The organism is Novosphingobium sp. BL-S-20, from assembly GCF_055521635.1.
This window is the reverse complement of sequence record NZ_CM145494.1, coordinates 1,407,966-1,425,894: the sequence shown is the minus strand read 5'-3', so window position 1 is coordinate 1,425,894 and position 17,929 is coordinate 1,407,966. Positions and strand designations below refer to the sequence as shown.

The following is a 17,929-nucleotide window of genomic DNA, read 5'->3' as shown; positions in this document are numbered from 1 at the left end:
GCGGGGGACTACGATGACAAGGGCGAGAGTGATTCTGACCGTTGCACTTTTGGGAGCAACGATGGCGCCTGCCGCAAGGGCCCAGGACGAAGGCGCGCTGGAAGTCGTGGTAACGGCCATGCGCCGGGATGCCGACGATTATTCGTCCGACATGCCTGCCGTAGGCTTGCGCCGGAAGGCTGATTTCGCAGTAGTGAACGTGACCGTCGCAGGCGACACGCGCGACAAGGCGCAGCGCGAGAGCGAAATCTACGACATGATCCGCAGCGCCATAGCTGCCGCTCCGCGCGCGGGCGTTCAACTGGCGTATGGCGAACGAACGCTCCAGCCGCTTACGCCCCAGAACTATCGCGCGCTTTCGCTGAGCAACGATTCCCGTCCCGACAGCCAGCGCACGAGCTTTCTCGTGAAAGTGCCGCTGACCGGATCGACGGATGCGCAGTCGGCGCAGGCCGCGATCACCGCTTTCGTGAAAACCGTGAAACCGGTCGGGCGCGCCCTGCTCTCCCAGACCGGCGACCTCACGTTATCCGTTGTCGCTCCGGATCAATATCGCGGCCAGATCGCCGATGCGATCGCCGCCGATGCAAAGGCCATGGCCGCACGCCTCGGCACCGATTATGGCGTGGAGATCGAAGGCCTCAATCGCCCCGTCGAATGGGCACGCTCGGGCTTGTCCGAAGTCCTGCTCTACATGCCCTACAAGCTGGTGGTCACACCCAAACGCTAAAGCATTTTCTAATCAGGTAAAATCACCTGATGATTCGGAAAATGCGGCAAACCAAAAGCTCAGAGCAGTTGATCCGATACAATCGGATCGGGAACTGCTCCAGGCGTTTCAGGCCAGCTTCCATTCCCAGCCGAGCGGATCGCCGTCCATCGCCTCAACGCCCTTGGCGGCAAGTTCGTCGCGCAGGGCGTCGGATGTGGCGAAGTCCTTTTCAGCGCGTGCGGCCTTGCGGCGAGCAAGTACGTCCTCGATCTCGGCTTCGGTGATTTCGGCGCTCTTCGGGCGAAGCCGCAAGTCGGCGCGGCTCGTGCCGAAGAGGTCGAGACCAAGCACGGCATCCATCCGCTCGATAACCGCGCGCTTGGCGGCAGGATCGACCTTCTTGGCCGCCAGCACCTCTTCCAGCGCGGTCAACGCGACGGCGGTGTTGAGGTCGTCGCCGATCGCCTTCTCGAAAGTGTCGAGCATGGGCGCGAGCTTGGGATGACCGGCATCGCCCGCCTCAACATCACTGAGCCGCTCCACCACGATGATCATGCGCTTGAGGCGCACCAGCGCCGCGGCGAGGCCTTCCCACGAGAACTCAAGCTCCGAACGGTAATGAGCCTGAAGGCACATCATGCGGTAGCCGAGCGGGTGATAGCCCTTGTCGATCAAGAGTTGCAGCCGCAGGAACTCACCCGACGACTTGCTCATCTTGCCGGAGCGTTCTACCAGAAAGTTGTTGTGCATCCATATCTTGGCGCCGGAATTTGCGGGCACGTCGAGGCCGCAGGCGTCTTCGGGCTTGCAGCAGAAGGCCTGGTTCTGGGCGATTTCGTTGGGGTGGTGGATCTCGCGGTGATCGATGCCGCCGGTATGGATGTCGAACGGGAAGCCGAGCAGGTCTCCCGACATGACCGAGCATTCGAGGTGCCAGCCAGGAGCGCCGCGCCCCCAGGGCGAATCCCATTCCATCTGCCGCTTCTCGCCTGCGGGGGTCTTGCGCCAGATCGCGAAGTCGGCGGCATTGCGCTTGCCTTCGACGGCTTCGATCCGCCCCTCACCTTCATCCGTCACGGCGCGCGCGAGGCGGCCATAGTCGGCGACGGTAGAAACGTCGAAATAGAGACCACTTTCCAATTCATAACAATGATTTGGAGCGATTTTCTCGGCAAATTCTATCATCTGCGGCACGTAGTCGGTCGCGATCGACCACTTGGCCGGCTGACGGATGTTCAGCGCCTTGATATCGGCCCAATAGGCCTGGGTGTAATGTTCGGCGATGTCCCAGATGGACTGGGACTGGGTCCGCGCCATCTTCTCCATCTTGTCCTCGCCGGCATCGGCATCGTCGGTCAGGTGGCCGACGTCGGTGATGTTGATGACGTGGGTGAGCTTGTAGCCCTTATGGCTCAGCGTCCGGCCGAGAATATCCGCGAAGACATAGGCGCGCATATTGCCGATATGGGGGTAATTGTAGACCGTCGGCCCGCAGCTGTAGACCCGCGCCTCACCGGCATGGACGGGCTGGAACGGTTCCAGTTGGCGGGTCAGGCTGTTGAACAGCGTCAGCGAAGATGCATCGGTCATATGCGTCCGCGCATAAGCGGCTGGCCGAGCCGAGGTCAATCCTTCGTCATCCCGGATCAAGTCCGGGACGACGGGATTCTCAAACCCTCACTCTTCCTCGAACAATCCCGCAAGCTGCTCGATCATCGTGCCGCCAAGTTGCTCGGCGTCCATGATTGTCACTGCGCGGCGATAGTAGCGTGTCACGTCATGGCCGATGCCGATGGCGACGAGCTGGACCGGCGACTTCGCCTCGATCCATTCGATCACCCGGCGCAGATGCGCTTCGAGATAACCGGCCGAGTTCACCGAGAGCGTCGAATCGTCCACCGGCGCGCCGTCGGAGATCACCATCATGATCCGCCGGTCCTCGGGCCGCGCGAGCATGCGGTTATGCGCCCACAGCAGCGCCTCGCCGTCGATGTTTTCCTTGAGCAGGCCCTCGCGCATCATCAGGCCGAGATTCTTGCGCGCGCGGCGCCACGGATCATCAGCCTTCTTGTAAATAATGTGACGCAAGTCATTGAGACGGCCCGGATGTTGCGGGCGGCCGCCCGCCAGCCAGGACTCGCGGCTCTGCCCGCCCTTCCAGGCGCGGGTGGTGAAGCCGAGGATCTCGACCTTCACACCGCAGCGCTCCAGCGTGCGGGCCAGCACGTCGGCGCTGATCGCCGCGATCGAGATCGGGCGGCCGCGCATCGAGCCGGAATTGTCGAGCAGCAGGGTGACGACGGTGTCCTTGAACTCCACGTCGCGCTCGACCTTGTAGGACAGCGACTGGCCGGGCGAGACGACCACGCGGGCCAGCCGCGCCGCATCGAGCAGCCCCTCTTCCTGATCGAAGTCCCACGAGCGGTTCTGCTGCGCCATGAGGCGGCGCTGGAGCCGGTTGGCGAGCCGGGTTACGACGCCCTGAAGCCCCTTGAGCTGGGCATCGAGATAGGCGCGCAGGCGCGTCAGCTCCTCGTCGTCGCAAAGCTCGGAGGCCACCACAACTTCGTCATAAGCCTCGGTGAAGACCTTGTAGTCGAAGCTTTCGGGAATGTCGGTCCAGGGGCGGTTGGGCCGGACGGGCATCATGCCCTCCTCGCCTTCCTGGCCCTCTTCGCCGTCTTCCATCTCGTCCGAGTTCTCGCCCTCGGCCTCGCTCTCGCCTTCGTCCTGACCGCTGGAGGGTTCCGCGGCCATTTCGGTGGACTGCTCCTCCTTGCCGCTCTCGTCGCCGGTCTCGTCTTCCTCGGTCTCGTCGTCGCCGTCCATGTCCTCGGACTCTTCGGGCGGCTGCTCGATCTTTTCGGCCTGGGTCATCTCCAGGTGCATGAGCATGTCGAGCGAGAGCTTCTGGAAGGCCTTCTGGTCTTCGAGAGAACCGGCGAGCGCCTCGAAATCGTCGCCTGCCTTCGATTCGATCCAGCGGCGCACCATGTCGACGCCGAACTGCGCGGTTTCGGGCACGGGCTGGCCGGTCAGGCGTTCGCGCAGCAGGAGTGCCAGCGCGGTCGGGATCGGCACGCCGTCGGGGCTGTCCGCGCGGGTGATCGGATCGCTGGCAATGCGCGCCTCCAGCGAGGCGTCGAGGTTCGCGCGCATCCCGTCGTAGCTGTTGGCGCCGAGCGCCTCGTAGCGCACCGTCTCGACTGCGTCGTAACAGGCCCGCGCCGAGGGATCGGCCGGGGCATTGCGCATGTGCAGCTTGTCGTTGTGGTGCTTCAGGCGGAGCGCGAAGCTGTCCGCATAGCCGCGCGCCTGCATGGCTGCGGCTTGCGGAATCGAGCGGCCGGGCATCGGCACGCGGAAGGTCTGGCCCGTGGAGCTGGGGGCGTCGGCGGTCCAGTTGACCTCGACTTCGGCGTCCTGCGCAATGGCGCGAGAGGCGCCGGTCAGGGCCAGCTTGAAGCGATCGACGGGAGTTTCTTCGGACATGGCACGCTCAATGGCGGCTTAGCCCGCCCGGTGCAAGCCGGGATGATCGAGCGTCGCCACCGGCTTCGTCCCGGAAGCGACGCTCAATCTCTCTTAGAGCGACTGGCCGGTCTTGGCCCAGTCGGCCATGAAGCCTTCGATGCCCTTGTCGGTCAGGACGTGCTTCACGAGGTTCTTGATGACCGCCGGCGGCATCGTCGCGACGTCGGCGCCGATGCGGGCGCATTCGAGGACGTGGACGGGGTGACGGATCGAGGCGGCGAGGATCTCGGTCTCGAAGGCATAGTTGTCGTAGATCAGGCGGATGTCGCGGATCAGGTCCATGCCATCGAAGCCGTTGTCGTCATGGCGGCCAACGAAGGGCGAGACGAAGCTGGCACCGGCCTTGGCGGCGAGCAGGGCCTGGTTAGCCGAGAAGCAGAGCGTGACGTTGACGAGCGTGCCGTCCGAGGTGAGCTTCTTGCAGGTCTTGAGGCCGTCGATCGTCAGCGGCACCTTGATGCAGACGTTGTCGGCGATCTTGCGGAGGATTTCGGCCTCGCGCATCATGCCTTCATGGTCGAGCGCGACGACTTCGGCGCTGACCGGACCATCGACGAGACCGCAGATTTCCTTGGTGACTTCGAGGAAGTCGCGGCCGGACTTGGCGATCAGCGAGGGGTTGGTGGTAACGCCGTCGAGCAGGCCGGTGGCGGCGAGATCGGCGATGTCGTTGGTGTCGGCGGTGTCGACGAAGAACTTCATGGCGCGGTTCCTGTGGTGCGGGGGTGCCGACGGGCGTTCCGTGCCCGCCGATTCTGGCGCTCCCTATAGGGAAGCGGGCCCGTCCCCGCTACCCTTCCCTCGGCCTGCCGAATCAGCCCTTCTTCAGCGCGCCGATCAGCACCGCGTCGCCAGTTTCCGCCGGGTCCTGACGGATCGCAGCCTCGGCCGCACCGATCTCGTACCAGATGCCGTTGTCGGCATCGAGCGCGAGGGCATGGGCGGTGTCCTGCACCGTCACCCCCTTGAGCGCGGCGATCGCCTGGTTGAGCGTCTTGTCCTGCGCCTCGCTGATGGCGCGCTCGATCTCGGGGATCATGGCATTGACGAGCGCCGGGCCCATCGTTCGGCGCAGCAAGGTGGTCGCCGCAGTATTGCCGCCCGCCAGCACTTCGCCCGGGTTGGGGATCGCCACGCTCTGCACGGTCTTGAGCACCAGCGGCCCCGCCGCCCGCGCGCCGGGCGTGGCGAAGAGGTTGAGCTGGTACTGAAGCTTGTCGCGGAAGGCCTTCGACTTGAGCACGCCGGTGGTCGTCTTGCCCGGACGCCCGAACAGCACCGGCATCGGAATGCGCGCGACCGGGCTGGTCCAGAAGCCCTCGGGCTGCCCGAGCCACGCAAAGGCGCGCTCGGAGGAAGTGCGCATGAGGCGGCGCACCGGATCGGCACTGGCCGAAGACCCCGAACCGGCAAGCGTCGAGCAGCCCGGAAGCATCATCACTCCGGTGGCGAGCAGGCCCATGAGAACGCCGCGACGGCTCCAGTCCGCACCCATATTCTCAGCCGCCACTGCCGAATTATCCCCTGTTCCCCAGTTCACCATCATCAACTCCTTCACGCCCCCAGGCAGCAGTGCCTATATGCAAGTGACATGAAACGCGTCCGAATCCTCGTCTTCAACGCCGCACTTGGCGTCCTCGACTACCGCGTCCCCGAGGGCATGGCGATAGAATTCGGCGCCGTAGTGATTGCACCGCTCGGCCCCCGGCAAGTGCTGGGAATCGTCTGGGAGCCCGATCGCCTGAGCACACAGGATGTGCCGGAATCGAAGCTGCGCCCGCTGCTGGAAGTGCTGCCGGTGCCGCCCCTGCCCGAGCGTCTGCGCCGTCTGATCGAATGGACCGCCGACTATTACTGCGCCTCGCTGTCCTCGGTCGCCCGCATGGCGCTGGGCAGCATGGCCGCGCTGCGCGGCGGCGGCACGACCACCGAATACCGCCTGACCGGACAGGAACCAGCGCGCCTCACCCCGCAGCGCGCCGCCGCGCTCGATGCGCTTCAGGGCGAGCAGGCCTCGATCAAGGAATTGGCCGAGCTGGCCTCGGTCTCGGAAGGCGTGCTGCGCGGCATGGTCGGCGCCGGGCTGCTGGAGCCGGTCGTCGTCGATCTCGACCGCCGCTATCCCCCGGCCCGGCCCGAGCACGCCCAGCCCACGCTTTCGGAAGGCCAGCAGGCCGCCGCCGACATCTTCGTCGAGGCGGTGCAGGCCCACAAGTTCGCCCCTTTCCTGCTCGACGGCGTGACCGGCTCGGGCAAGACCGAGACTTATTTCGAGGCCGTGGCCGAAGCCTTGCGGCTGGGGCGGCAAGTGCTCGTCCTGCTGCCCGAGATCGCCCTCACCGAGAACTTCCTGCGCCGTTTCGAGCATCGCTTCGGGGTGCCGCCGATCCTCTGGCACTCCTCGCTCAAGTCCAGCGAGCGCCGTCGGGCCTGGCGGGCGATCGGGGCGGGCGAAGCGCAAGTCGTCGTCGGCGCCCGCTCGGCGCTGTTCCTGCCTTATGCAAGCCTCGGCCTGATCGTCGTCGACGAGGCCCACGAAATCTCGTTCAAGCAGGACGACGGCGTGCGCTACAACGCCCGCGATGTGGCGGTGATGCGCGCCAAGTTCGAGGCGATCCCGGTCGTGCTGGCGAGCGCCACCCCGGCGCTGGAATCGATGCAGCTTGCCGAGGCCGGGGTCTACCGCAAGATCGACCTGCCCTCGCGCTTCGGCGGCGCGCAGCTGCCGGACATCAAGATCCTCGACTTGCGTCAGGAAGCACCGGAGCGCGGCAAGTGGCTCGCCCCCCGCCTGGTTGAAGAGATGAAGGCGCGGCTGGCGCGCGGCGAACAGTCGCTGCTCTTCCTCAACCGCCGGGGCTATGCACCGCTGACGCTCTGCCGCCACTGCGGCTACCGTTTCCAGTGCCCGAACTGCACGGCCTGGCTGGTCGAGCACCGCTTCTCGCAGCGCCTCGCCTGCCATCACTGCGGCCACGAAGTGCCGGTGCCCGAGGCCTGCCCCGAATGCGGCACCGGCGACTGCCTCGTCGCCTGCGGCCCCGGCGTCGAGCGCATTGCCGACGAAGTGGCCGAGATCCTGCCCGAAGCCCGTGTCGCTCTGGTCACTTCGGACACCATGAACACAGCCGAAGCGGTCGGCGAATTCGTCGCCAAGGCCGAGGGCAAGGCGATCGACGTGATCGTCGGCACCCAGCTCGTCACCAAGGGCTATCACTTCCCCGACCTGACCCTCGTGGGCGTGGTCGACGCCGATCTCGGCCTCGAAGGCGGCGACTTGCGCGCGGCCGAGCGCACCTATCAGCAGGTCGCTCAGGTCGCCGGACGTGCCGGACGCGGCGAGAAGCCCGGCGAAGTGCTGATCCAGACACGTCATCCGGAAGCCTCGGTGATCTCGGCGCTCGCCGCCGGGGACCGCGATGCCTTCTATGCCGCCGAAATCGAGGCCCGGCGCGATGCCAACGCTCCGCCGTTCGGGCGCTGGGCGGCGATCATCGTCTCTTCGGAGGATCAGGCCGAAGCCAAGGCCGCCGCCCGCGCCATTGGCGGCACCGCGCCCAACCATCCGGACATGCTGGTGCTCGGCCCGGCTCCCGCCCCGCTCTCGCTGCTGCGCGGGCGCCATCGCTTCCGCCTGCTGATCAATGCGCGGCGCTCGGCGGAACTGCAGAAGATGCTGCGCGAGTGGCTGGAGCCGTTACGGTTCCCACGCGGGGTCAGGGTACACATAGACGTCGACCCCTACTCGTTCGTCTGAGCTAGGACCGCTCGCGCTTCAGCAGTTCCCGCTTGATCGCCTCGCCATAGGCATAGCCGCCGATCGAGCCGTCGGAGCGGACCACCCGGTGACAGGGGATCAGCACCGCGACATTGTTTGCGCCATTGGCCGATCCCGCCGCGCGCACCGCGCCGGGCTTGCCGACCGCCGCCGCGATCTGCGCATAGCTGCGGGTCTCGCCGGGAGGAATGCGCTGCAACTCACGCCACACCGCCTCCTGGAAGGCGGTACCCTGGACATCGAGCGGGATCGTCCGCGACTGGCCCGGCTGCTCGACTTCGGCTACAACGCTTTCGAGCAGGCTCTCGAACGCCGCGCCGCCCTCGATCAGTTCCGCCTTGGGAAACCGCGCGGCCAGTTCCTCGCACCCTTCCTCGAACGAGAGGCGGCAGATACCCTTCTCGGTCGCCGCGACCAGCATCTGCCCGAGGCTCGTCGTCACGACGGCCCAGTGGATCGTCACCCCGCGCCCGCCGTCGCGCCAGGCAGAGGGGCTCATGCCCAGCCTCCCCTCGCTTGCCTCGTAGAAGCGCGAACTCGCGCCGAACCCGGCCTCGTAGATCGCCTCGGTCACGCTGGCGCCGCCGCTCATCGCATCCCCTGCCCGCTCGACACGCCGCGCCCGCAGGTATTCCGAAGGCGACAGGCCGACCGCGCGCTTAAACACGCGCTGGAAATGCGTCGGGCTATAGCCCACCGCCTCGGCCAGTTCGGCCAGCCCAGGTGCCTTCTCCTCACCCGCATCAAGCATCCGCAGCGCCGTGGCCACGGCCTCCTCGTCGCGCGAGACGTCGTTCGGGCGGCAGCGCAGGCAGGCGCGCAGCCCGAACCGCTCCGCAGCGCCCGCATCGGCAAAGAAGCGCACGTTCTCGCGCCTGGGGTGCCGCGCCGAACAGGAGGGGCGACAATAGATGCCCGTCGTCAGCACGCCGGTGACGAAGCGCCCGTCGAACGAACGGTCGCGCGCCTCGACCGCCTGCCAGGCACGATCGTCGCTCACCTCATTCCCGTTACCGCTCACACTATTTCTCCGTTGCCCGCCGCTCGGGCCGCTCGACAGCTGCTCGCCCAAACATATCGCATGGACGGTCCCTGAAGAAACGGCCCGGTCGCTGATTCGATACGTCATGGCAAACTCCGTTCAATCCTTTGTCATGACCTTGCAACAGCCGCGTGGGCGATACTTCCCGCCCCTTGCTTTTAAAGCGCTTTCCCGGCCATTGTCCCCAGGCCGTCTCCGGCAGCTTGCATCATGACACTATCGTCGCTATGCGCGCCCCGTCTGCGGGCCGGGGGGCACGTCATTGTCGTGCGCCCCAAAGTGTCCCAGCCCACCCGATGTAAGGATAGGACACGCGTGGAGAATTCCGGCGGCATCAAGGCCAGCTTGCAAGGACGCTACGCTTCGGCGCTGTTTGATCTTGCCAGCGAGAACGGCGTCGTAACGACGGTCGAATCCGACCTCGACAAGATCGCCCTCGCCATCAGCGAAAGCGCCGATCTGGCCGAGCTGATTCGCAACCCCGAAGTCAGCCGCAAGGCTGCCGGTGCGGCTATCGAAGCCGTTGCCGACGTCCTCGGCCTCGCGCCGCTGACCAAGAACTTCCTGGGCGTTCTGGCGGGCAACCGCCGTCTGGCCGCCCTGCCCGAAATCATTCGCGCCTTCGCTTCGATCGCTGCCGCCCAGCGCGGCGAATCGACCGCCGAAGTCACGTCCGCTCACGCGCTGACCGACCAGCAGGTCGACGAACTGCGCCAGAAGCTGGAACTGCGCGAGGGCCGCAAGGTCAAGGTCAGGACCAGCGTCGACCCCGACCTGCTCGGCGGCCTCGTCGTGACCATCGGGTCCAAGCGTATCGACAGCTCGATCCGCACTCGTCTCAATTCGCTCGCCCAGGCCATGAAGGGCTAAGAAAGGCAGAACAATGGATATCCGCGCAGCAGAAATCTCGAAGGTCATCAAGGACCAGATCGCCAGCTTCGGCACCGAAGCCCAGGTTTCCGAAGTCGGCTCGGTTCTGTCGGTCGGTGACGGCATCGCCCGCATCCACGGCCTCGACAAGGTCCAGGCCGGTGAAATGGTCGAGTTCGCCAATGGCGTTCAGGGCATGGCGCTCAACCTCGAAGCCGACAACGTCGGCGTCGTGATCTTCGGCTCGGACGCCGAGATCAAGGAAGGCGACAGCGTCAAGCGCACCAACACCATCGTCGACGTTCCCGTCGGCAAGGGCCTGCTGGGCCGCGTGGTGGACGCTCTCGGTAACCCGATCGACGGCAAGGGCCCGATCGTCGCCGAAAAGCGCGCCCGCGTCGAAGCCAAGGCTCCCGGCATCATCCCGCGCAAGTCGGTGCATGAACCCGTGCAGACCGGCCTCAAGGCGATCGACGCCCTCGTTCCCGTCGGCCGCGGCCAGCGCGAACTGATCATCGGTGACCGCCAGACCGGCAAGACCGCCGTTGCCATCGACACCTTCATCAACCAGAAGGAAGCGAACGCGGGCGACGACGAGAGCAAGAAGCTCTACTGCATCTACGTCGCCGTTGGCCAGAAGCGCTCGACCGTCGCGCAGATCGTCCGCCAGCTCGAAGAGAACGGCGCGATGGAATACTCCATCGTCATCGCCGCCACCGCTTCCGAGCCCGCTCCGCTGCAGTACCTCGCGCCCTACACCGGCGCCGCGATGGGCGAATTCTTCCGCGACAACGCGATGCACGCCGTGATCGTCTACGACGACCTTTCGAAGCAGGCCGTCGCCTACCGTCAGATGTCGCTGCTGCTGCGTCGTCCTCCGGGCCGCGAAGCTTACCCGGGCGACGTGTTCTATCTCCACAGCCGCCTGCTTGAGCGCGCCGCGAAGATGAACGACGAGAACGGCAACGGTTCGCTCACCGCGCTTCCGATCATCGAAACGCAGGCTGGCGACGTCTCGGCCTACATTCCGACCAACGTGATCTCGATCACCGACGGCCAGATCTTCCTTGAAACCGGCCTGTTCTACCAGGGCATCCGTCCGGCCATCAACGTGGGTCTGTCGGTGTCGCGCGTCGGCGGTTCGGCTCAGACGAAGGCGATGAAGAAGGTTGCCGGCTCGATCAAGCTGGAGCTGGCGCAGTACCGCGAAATGGCGGCCTTCGCCCAGTTCGGTTCGGACCTCGACGCCTCGACCCAGAAGCTCCTCAACCGCGGTGCGCGCCTGACCGAGCTGCTCAAGCAGAAGCAGTTCTCGCCGCTGAAGTTCGAAGAGCAGACCGTGTCGATCTTCGCCGGCACCAACGGCTACCTCGACAACCTGCCGGTTGCGAAGGTCACCGAGTACGAAGCCGAAATGCTCGACTTCATGCACGAGAAGCATGCCGACGTTCTGGAACTGATCCGCACGACCAAGGACTTCGGCAACGACGCCAAGGCGCAGACCAAGGCCGCGCTCGACGCCTTCGCCAAGCAGTTCGCCTGATCTGGGCCGCCCCGGTGCAAACCGGGGCAGTTCTCGGCCAGGCTTTGCTTGGTTGCCAACGGTCCCAGCTTTCGCTGGGATGACCAATGGAGAAAATTGAGTGGCTTCGCTCAAGGAACTCAAAGGCCGCATCAACTCGGTCAAGTCGACCCAGAAGATCACCAAGGCCAAGCAGATGGTCGCTGCGGCCAAGCTGCGCAAGGCGCAGGCCGCCGCGGAATCCGCGCGTCCCTACGCTGCCCGCCTCGCCGAAGTGATGGGCTCGCTCGCGAGCAAGATCACCGTCAGCGAGAACAGCCCCAAGCTGCTCGCCGGCACGGGTAGCGACAAGGTGCACCTGCTCGTCGTCGCCAACTCGGACAAGGGTCTGTGCGGCGCGTTCAACTCGAACATCGTCAAGGCCGCACGCGTCAAGGCGAAGGAACTGGAAGCACAGGGCAAGACCGTCCTGTTCTACCTCGTCGGTCGCAAGGGCCGCGCGCCGCTGCGCCGCGAGTTCCCGAAGCAGATCGCGCACATGTTCGACACTACCGACGTGCGTGACCCCGGCTTCGACGAAGCCGAGCGCATCGCCAACGAACTGGTCGCCCTCTACGAGGACGGCAAGTTCGACGTCGCGCATCTGTTCTACTCGAAGTTCCGCTCGGCGCTGCTTCAGGAACCGACCGACCAGCAGATCATCCCTGTCCCCGCACCCAAGGCCGTTGCTGCAACTGCCGCTGCGGACGCCGTGACCGAATACGAGCCGGAAGAGGAAGAAATCCTCGCCGCGCTGCTGCCGCGCTATCTGCGCACGCAGCTCTTCGGCGCCCTCCTGGAAAATGCCGCCTCCGAACAGGGTGCGTCGATGACCGCGATGGACAACGCGACGCGCAATGCGGGCGACCTGATCAAGAAGCTGACCATCCAGTACAACCGCAGCCGTCAGGCCGCGATCACGACTGAACTCGTTGAAATCATTGCTGGCGCGGAAGCGCTGTAAGTAACCGCAGGCAAGGAAACCAAAATGGCCACCGCACCCGTGCTAAACCTGACCGCCACTGGCAAGATCAGCCAGATCATCGGCGCCGTCGTCGACGTCACCTTCGAAGGTGAACTCCCGGCGATCCTCACCGCCCTCGAGACCGAGAACAACGGCCAGAAGCTGGTTCTCGAAGTCGCCCAGCACCTCGGCGAGAACACCGTCCGCACCATCGCCATGGACGGCACCGATGGCCTGACCCGCGGTCAGCCCGTCGCCAACACCGGCAAGCAGATCTCGGTCCCCGTCGGTCCGAAGACCCTCGGCCGCATCATGAACGTCGTCGGCGACCCGATCGACGAGCGTGGTCCCGTCGGTTCGGACATGTTCGCCCCGATCCACGCCGAAGCCCCGGCCTTCATCGACCAGTCGACCGAAGCCTCGATCCTCGTCACCGGCATCAAGGTCATCGACCTTCTCGCCCCTTACGCCAAGGGCGGCAAGATCGGCCTGTTCGGCGGCGCCGGCGTTGGCAAGACGGTTCTCATCCAGGAACTGATCAACAACATCGCCAAGGGCCACGGCGGCGTCTCGGTCTTCGCGGGTGTCGGTGAACGTACCCGTGAAGGTAACGACCTTTACCACGAGTTCCTCGACGCGGGCGTTATCGCCAAGGACGCCGAAGGCAACGCCACCTCGGACGGTTCGAAGGTTGCTCTCGTGTTCGGCCAGATGAACGAACCGCCGGGCGCCCGCGCCCGCGTCGCGCTCTCGGGCCTGACCATGGCCGAGTACTTCCGCGACCAGGAAGGCCAGGACGTTCTGTTCTTCGTCGACAACATCTTCCGCTTCACCCAGGCGGGCGCGGAAGTGTCGGCTCTGCTCGGCCGTATTCCTTCGGCCGTGGGCTATCAGCCGACCCTTGCCACCGACATGGGCCAGCTGCAGGAACGCATCACCTCGACGACCAAAGGCTCGATCACCTCGGTCCAGGCGATCTACGTCCCCGCGGACGACCTTACCGACCCGGCACCGGCCGCTTCGTTCGCCCACCTGGACGCAACGACCACGCTGAACCGCGCCATCTCGGAACTGGGCATCTACCCGGCCGTCGACCCGCTCGACTCGACCTCGCGCGTTCTCGAACCCCGCGTCGTCGGTGCCGAGCACTACGAGACCGCCCGCAAGGTTCAGGAAACCCTGCAGAAGTACAAGTCGCTTCAGGACATCATCGCGATCCTGGGCATGGACGAGCTTTCGGAAGAAGATAAGCTGACCGTCGCCCGCGCCCGCAAGATCCAGAAATTCCTGTCGCAGCCGTTCCACGTTGCGGAAGTCTTCACCGGCATCTCGGGCAAGTTCGTCCAGCTGGAAGACACCGTGAAGTCGTTCAAGGCCGTCGTCGAAGGCGAATACGACCATCTTCCCGAAGCAGCCTTCTACATGGTCGGCGGCATCGACGAAGCGGTCGAAAAGGCCAAGAAGCTGGCCGAAGAGGCGTAATCGATCATGGCACTGCACTTCGAACTCGTCACGCCGGCGAAGCTCGTCCGCTCGGAAGACGTCCACATGGTGGTCGTCCCCGGCACCGAAGGCGAGTTCGGCGTGCTGGAGGGCCATGCGCCCTTCATGTCGACGATCGCCGACGGCGCGCTCAAGGTCTACAAGACCGACGGCGCCGCCCCGGAAGAGATCCGCATCACCGGCGGCTTCGCCGAAGTGGGCGACAAGGGCCTGACCGTGCTTGCCGAGCACGTCGGCTGATCAGCTTTCCGGTTCTTTAAGGGATAGCAGTTAGTAAACTGCTATGACTTCAGCGGAATCGCGAATTTCAGGGGCGGCTGCGGAGGAATTCCGCAGCCGCCCTGCTTCGTTCTGGACCGGCGCGCTCGCCGCGCTCGAAAGCAGTTGTGCGCTTCAGTTCGCGACGCTGGTGGTTGTCGCTTTCGCGGTGCGCATCACGGTTTTCGGGGACTGGACCTACCACACAGACGAGCAGTTCTATTCGCTCGTCGGACAGCGCATGCTTCAGGGCAAGTTGCTCTACGTCGATATCTGGGATCGCAAAGGCCCAGTGCTTTTCCTGATCTATGCCGCCTGCGCGCTGATCTCGAAAAGCGTCCTGTCCTATCAGATCGCAGCCACGATCAGCGCGGCGCTCGGCGCCTTCCTGATCACCCGGCTGGCCGCGCGATTGACCGAAGTGCGATATGCGCTTCTGGCAGGCGTGAGCTACTACGGGCTTCTGGCGCATTTCGGCGGCGGCGGAGGTCAGTCGCCGGTGTTCTACAACACGCTCATGCTGGTTGCTGCTTATACCATCGCCACCAACCTGGATCGGCTTCGCTCAGGCAAAGTTCCGCCGGCTGTCTACCTGGGGATCATATGCGCGGGCCTGGCCATGGCTGTGAAGGCCGTCGCGGCGATCGAAGGTGCCTATTTCGGTATCGTCATCCTGGCATTGCTCTGGCGATCGCCCTGCCCCCGCTTCCGCGTTTTCATTCAGGTTCTTGCCCTCGCTGTGCTTGCGCTGGCCCCATACCTGATCACTTTCCTCTACTTCGCGGTGATCGGGCACTTTGGCGAGGTGTGGAACGCACTCGTGCTATCCAATCTCAATCGTGCATATGAAACGCCTCAGACTCGATTGTGGCGAGGTGCAGTCGTCCTAGGGCGGCTCGCCCCTTTTGTCGCATTCTCGGCCATGGGCCTCATCGCCGCAACGCGTGAAAGAAAGTCATTCCTCATACTGGCGTTCCTTGCCGGTTGGACTGTAATCGCCTTCGCCGCAGTTTTGCTATTCCCGAACATCTATGTCCATTACGCCCTTCCGCTTGCTGCACCCTTGTGCATTCCGGCAGCGCGATATTGCGCCAGAAACCAAGTTGGATTGGCTGGATTAGCGATGATGCTTGTCTACAATTTTATCGTTGGCGGACAGTTCGACTTCCGGGAAAGGCGTGAAGCGCGGCGCAGTGGGGATGCAATCGCATCCTACGTCCAATCGCAAACGCCGGATCGAAAATTGTTGGTCTATAGTTCGGCAAACTATCTCTACGCACTCACTCACGCGCCGCTACCCTCACCGATAGCTTTCCCGCATCACTATTTCGATAAAGCCGAATCCGGCGTTACCGGGTTGGATGAACATCGCGAGCTCCGCCGCATATTGCAGGCTCGGCCGGAAACTGTCGTATACGAAGCCGTCATTGATGAGTGGGAGCCTCAAAACATCGAAAACAACGACGCCGTGCGCGCCTACCTGAGGAGCTGCCGCAAGATGCGATCCTTCACGCTTCACACGTTCGAAGAACCGAGGCAGGAGCAGCGAGTCTACAGCCTCTGCGGCGGTCGCTGAATATCAGCGCCTACGCATAGTAGGCGCGTGAAAGTCGGCTGGCTTGCCTGCTACCCATGCAACGAAACGCGCCACATGCTCATTGTCTAGCAGGGCATCCCGGTCGCCTCCCATCCTCCCCAATTCGGCGTTCGTGAAAGTTGCATGAAGAGTGCGATGGCAGATCGGATGAAGCGGCACCGTCACCCGTCCGCCCCTGCTCTTGGGCACGGGATGGTGCCATTCGATCCGCTGCCCCAATTCTCGTCCGCAAAGCCAGCAAGCCTCGCTCTGATGCGCCATCACCATGTCCCGCTTTCCGTCAGCATTAGTAAGTTATCAAAGTTTCAACCTTAATCCTGCGCCCATTCGCTGGCCTATCGCCATTTGACGATGCTCCGGCGCTGAAAGGGTTGATGAATAAATGACGGCATTCGGGCGACGTGGCGGGATGGGCGGACTGGGCCAGGGAGCCCGGCCCGCGTTCGGCGTGGCCAAGCCCCTCAAAGTCGGAGGTGAGCTAATCGCCGCACCGATTCCGGGCGATCCCTTCCCCACCCCCGAACCGGCGGCTGCGCAGAATTCGCGCGAGGATGCCATGTCGCGCCTCGCCGACCGTGCCAATGCCGTGCACGAAAACCAGTCCGATCATAGCGGCTTCGAAGCCTCGATCCACAAGATCAAGGAACAGGTCCTGCCCCGCCTGCTGGAGCGCGTCGATCCCGAGGCCGCCGCAACGCTGACCAAGGACGAGCTGTCCGAGGAATTCCGTCCGATCATCATGGAGGTCCTTGCCGAGCTCAAGATCACCTTCAACCGCCGCGAACAGTTCGCGCTGGAGAAAGTGCTGATCGACGAACTGCTCGGCTTCGGCCCGCTGGAAGAGCTGCTGAACGACCCTGACATCTCGGATATCATGGTCAATGGCCCCAACCAGACCTACATCGAAAAGAAGGGGCGCCTCCAGCTCGCGCCCACCAAGTTCCGCGACGAACAGCACCTGTTCCAGATCGCCCAGCGCATCGTCAACCAGGTCGGCCGCCGCGTCGACCAGACCACGCCGCTTGCCGACGCCCGTTTGAAGGACGGCAGCCGCGTCAACGTGATCGTGCCGCCGCTGTCACTGCGCGGCACTGCCATCTCGATTCGTAAGTTTTCCGAGAAGCCGATCACCATCGACATGCTCAAGGACTTCGGTTCGATGAGCGAGAAGATGGCCACCGCGCTCAAGATCGCCGGTGCCTGCCGCATGAACGTGGTGATCTCCGGCGGTACGGGCTCCGGCAAGACGACGATGCTCAACGCCCTGTCGAAGATGATCGATCCGGGCGAGCGTGTGCTTACCATCGAGGATGCCGCCGAACTGCGCCTGCAGCAGCCCCACTGGCTGCCACTGGAAACCCGCCCGCCCAACCTTGAGGGCCAGGGCGCGATCACCATCGGCGATCTTGTGAAGAACGCCCTGCGTATGCGTCCCGACCGCATCATCCTCGGCGAAATCCGCGGCGCCGAGTGTTTCGACCTGCTCGCCGCCATGAACACCGGCCACGACGGCTCCATGTGCACGCTCCACGCCAACAGCCCGCGCGAATGCCTTGGCCGTATGGAGAACATGATCCTGATGGGCGACATCAAGATCCCCAAGGAAGCCATCAGCCGCCAGATCGCCGAGTCGGTGGACATCATCGTGCAGGTGAAGCGCCTGCGCGACGGTTCGCGCCGCACCACCAACATCACCGAAGTGATCGGCATGGAGGGCGACGTGATCGTCACCCAGGAACTCTTCAAGTTCGAATATCTGGACGAGACCGATGACGGCAAGATCATCGGCGAGTTCCGCAGCTCCGGCCTGCGCCCCTACACGCTGGAAAAGGCACGTCAGTTCGGTTTCGACCAGGCCTACCTCGAAGCCTGCCTCTGAGCGGACCTAGCCCCCGAAAAAATCCTTTCCAACTACGCCGAGCAGCAATACCGCCGCCATCAGGGCAAAAAAGAATACGGATGTCCACGGCATAAAGCCGACGCTGTCGAGATCGCTGCGCTTCATGCGGCGACGGTCGCCGATCCAGGCGACGACAGCCACGAGCGCCGCCAGGCCGCCGACGGCAGCCATGATCTTGTCCGAATCGTTCATGAGGCGCCCTTGCCTCCT

General features: G+C 64.3%; 16 protein-coding genes. 9 read left to right on the top strand and 7 right to left on the bottom strand.

Going from position 1 to position 17,929, the window contains the following annotated elements; genetic code table 11:
* The first annotated feature begins 61 nt into the window (after window positions 1–61).
* Entirely contained in the window at window positions 62–730 is a 669-nt protein-coding gene (locus ACZ1II_RS14570) for a TonB-dependent receptor (RefSeq protein ID WP_465147078.1), read from the top strand.
* Window positions 731–838: 108 nt separating this feature from the next.
* On the opposite strand, the gene cysS is transcribed toward ACZ1II_RS14570, so the two are convergent.
* The 4 genes from cysS to ACZ1II_RS14550 all read right to left on the bottom strand — a co-directional run bounded on the left by cysS (window position 839) and on the right by ACZ1II_RS14550 (window position 5,756).
* Window positions 839–2,302: a cysteine--tRNA ligase gene (cysS, locus tag ACZ1II_RS14565; RefSeq protein WP_465147077.1), complete on the bottom strand. Its 1,464-nt coding sequence runs from the start codon at window positions 2,300–2,302 to the stop codon at window positions 839–841.
* Window positions 2,303–2,389: 87 nt separating this feature from the next.
* Entirely contained in the window at window positions 2,390–4,204 is a 1,815-nt protein-coding gene (cobT, locus tag ACZ1II_RS14560; RefSeq protein WP_465147076.1) for a cobaltochelatase subunit CobT, read from the bottom strand.
* A gap of 93 nt (window positions 4,205–4,297) precedes the next feature.
* Window positions 4,298–4,948: a fructose-6-phosphate aldolase gene (fsa, locus tag ACZ1II_RS14555; protein WP_132263009.1), complete on the bottom strand. Its 651-nt coding sequence runs from the start codon at window positions 4,946–4,948 to the stop codon at window positions 4,298–4,300.
* 112 nt (window positions 4,949–5,060) lie between these two features.
* A complete protein-coding gene (locus ACZ1II_RS14550; RefSeq protein ID WP_465147075.1) occupies window positions 5,061–5,756 on the bottom strand; it encodes a DUF4197 domain-containing protein in 696 nt (231 codons plus the stop codon).
* Between the two features lie 81 nt (window positions 5,757–5,837).
* On the opposite strand from ACZ1II_RS14550, the gene ACZ1II_RS14545 reads away from it, so the two are divergent.
* A complete protein-coding gene (locus tag ACZ1II_RS14545) occupies window positions 5,838–8,003 on the top strand; it encodes a primosomal protein N' (protein WP_465147074.1) in 2,166 nt (721 codons plus the stop codon).
* A gap of 1 nt (window position 8,004) precedes the next feature.
* Here ACZ1II_RS14545 and ada read toward each other — a convergent pair whose 3' ends face one another.
* Window positions 8,005–9,024: a bifunctional DNA-binding transcriptional regulator/O6-methylguanine-DNA methyltransferase Ada gene (gene ada, locus ACZ1II_RS14540; RefSeq protein ID WP_465147073.1), complete on the bottom strand. Its 1,020-nt coding sequence runs from the start codon at window positions 9,022–9,024 to the stop codon at window positions 8,005–8,007.
* A 357-nt stretch (window positions 9,025–9,381) separates the two neighbouring features.
* Between ada and ACZ1II_RS14535 the strand changes: the two genes are divergently transcribed.
* From ACZ1II_RS14535 to ACZ1II_RS14510, 6 genes are all read left to right on the top strand, one after another.
* Window positions 9,382–9,936: a F0F1 ATP synthase subunit delta gene (locus ACZ1II_RS14535; RefSeq protein ID WP_465147072.1), complete on the top strand. Its 555-nt coding sequence runs from the start codon at window positions 9,382–9,384 to the stop codon at window positions 9,934–9,936.
* A 13-nt stretch (window positions 9,937–9,949) separates the two neighbouring features.
* Window positions 9,950–11,479 (top strand): F0F1 ATP synthase subunit alpha, encoded by a 1,530-nt coding sequence (atpA, locus tag ACZ1II_RS14530; protein WP_465147071.1) that lies wholly within the window; start codon window positions 9,950–9,952, stop codon window positions 11,477–11,479.
* A gap of 100 nt (window positions 11,480–11,579) precedes the next feature.
* Window positions 11,580–12,461, top strand: coding sequence for a F0F1 ATP synthase subunit gamma (locus ACZ1II_RS14525; protein ID WP_465147070.1), 882 nt, complete (start codon window positions 11,580–11,582; stop codon window positions 12,459–12,461).
* Between the two features lie 24 nt (window positions 12,462–12,485).
* Window positions 12,486–13,943, top strand: coding sequence for a F0F1 ATP synthase subunit beta (gene atpD / locus ACZ1II_RS14520; protein ID WP_334182360.1), 1,458 nt, complete (start codon window positions 12,486–12,488; stop codon window positions 13,941–13,943).
* A 6-nt stretch (window positions 13,944–13,949) separates the two neighbouring features.
* Window positions 13,950–14,204, top strand: a complete 255-nt coding sequence (locus tag ACZ1II_RS14515; protein WP_086490360.1) for an ATP synthase F1 subunit epsilon — start codon at window positions 13,950–13,952, stop codon at window positions 14,202–14,204.
* Window positions 14,205–14,247: 43 nt separating this feature from the next.
* The gene (locus tag ACZ1II_RS14510; protein WP_465147069.1) at window positions 14,248–15,798 is read left to right on the top strand and encodes a hypothetical protein; all 1,551 of its coding nucleotides are present in this window, start codon (window positions 14,248–14,250) and stop codon (window positions 15,796–15,798) included.
* Window positions 15,799–15,801: 3 nt separating this feature from the next.
* Here ACZ1II_RS14510 and ACZ1II_RS14505 read toward each other — a convergent pair whose 3' ends face one another.
* Window positions 15,802–16,080, bottom strand: coding sequence for an HNH endonuclease (locus ACZ1II_RS14505; RefSeq protein WP_465147303.1), 279 nt, complete (start codon window positions 16,078–16,080; stop codon window positions 15,802–15,804).
* A 121-nt stretch (window positions 16,081–16,201) separates the two neighbouring features.
* Here ACZ1II_RS14505 and ACZ1II_RS14500 point away from each other — a divergent pair, with 121 nt between their 5' ends.
* On the top strand, window positions 16,202–17,698 hold the full coding sequence (locus ACZ1II_RS14500; protein ID WP_465147068.1) for a CpaF family protein: 1,497 nt from the start codon (window positions 16,202–16,204) through the stop codon (window positions 17,696–17,698).
* 6 nt (window positions 17,699–17,704) lie between these two features.
* On the opposite strand, the gene ACZ1II_RS14495 is transcribed toward ACZ1II_RS14500, so the two are convergent.
* On the bottom strand, window positions 17,705–17,911 hold the full coding sequence (locus ACZ1II_RS14495) for a hypothetical protein (protein WP_465147067.1): 207 nt from the start codon (window positions 17,909–17,911) through the stop codon (window positions 17,705–17,707).
* Window positions 17,912–17,929 lie beyond the last annotated feature (18 nt).

Bases quoted from the DNA above. Each gene is read 5' to 3' on its own strand.
- atpA (WP_465147071.1), top strand. From the start codon at position 9,950: ATGGATATCCGCGCAGCAGAAATCTCGAAGGTCATCAAGGACCAGATC.
- ACZ1II_RS14510 (WP_465147069.1), top strand. From the start codon at position 14,248: ATGACTTCAGCGGAATCGCGAATTTCAGGGGCGGCTGCGGAGGAATTC.
- ACZ1II_RS14500 (WP_465147068.1), top strand. From the start codon at position 16,202: ATGACGGCATTCGGGCGACGTGGCGGGATGGGCGGACTGGGCCAGGGA.
- ACZ1II_RS14505 (WP_465147303.1), bottom strand. From the start codon at position 16,080: ATGGCGCATCAGAGCGAGGCTTGCTGGCTTTGCGGACGAGAATTGGGG.
- cobT (WP_465147076.1), bottom strand. From the start codon at position 4,204: ATGTCCGAAGAAACTCCCGTCGATCGCTTCAAGCTGGCCCTGACCGGC.
- ACZ1II_RS14545 (WP_465147074.1), top strand. From the start codon at position 5,838: ATGAAACGCGTCCGAATCCTCGTCTTCAACGCCGCACTTGGCGTCCTC.
- ACZ1II_RS14515 (WP_086490360.1), top strand. From the start codon at position 13,950: ATGGCACTGCACTTCGAACTCGTCACGCCGGCGAAGCTCGTCCGCTCG.
- ACZ1II_RS14570 (WP_465147078.1), top strand. From the start codon at position 62: ATGGCGCCTGCCGCAAGGGCCCAGGACGAAGGCGCGCTGGAAGTCGTG.
- ACZ1II_RS14495 (WP_465147067.1), bottom strand. From the start codon at position 17,911: ATGAACGATTCGGACAAGATCATGGCTGCCGTCGGCGGCCTGGCGGCG.
- fsa (WP_132263009.1), bottom strand. From the start codon at position 4,948: ATGAAGTTCTTCGTCGACACCGCCGACACCAACGACATCGCCGATCTC.
- cysS (WP_465147077.1), bottom strand. From the start codon at position 2,302: ATGACCGATGCATCTTCGCTGACGCTGTTCAACAGCCTGACCCGCCAA.
- atpD (WP_334182360.1), top strand. From the start codon at position 12,486: ATGGCCACCGCACCCGTGCTAAACCTGACCGCCACTGGCAAGATCAGC.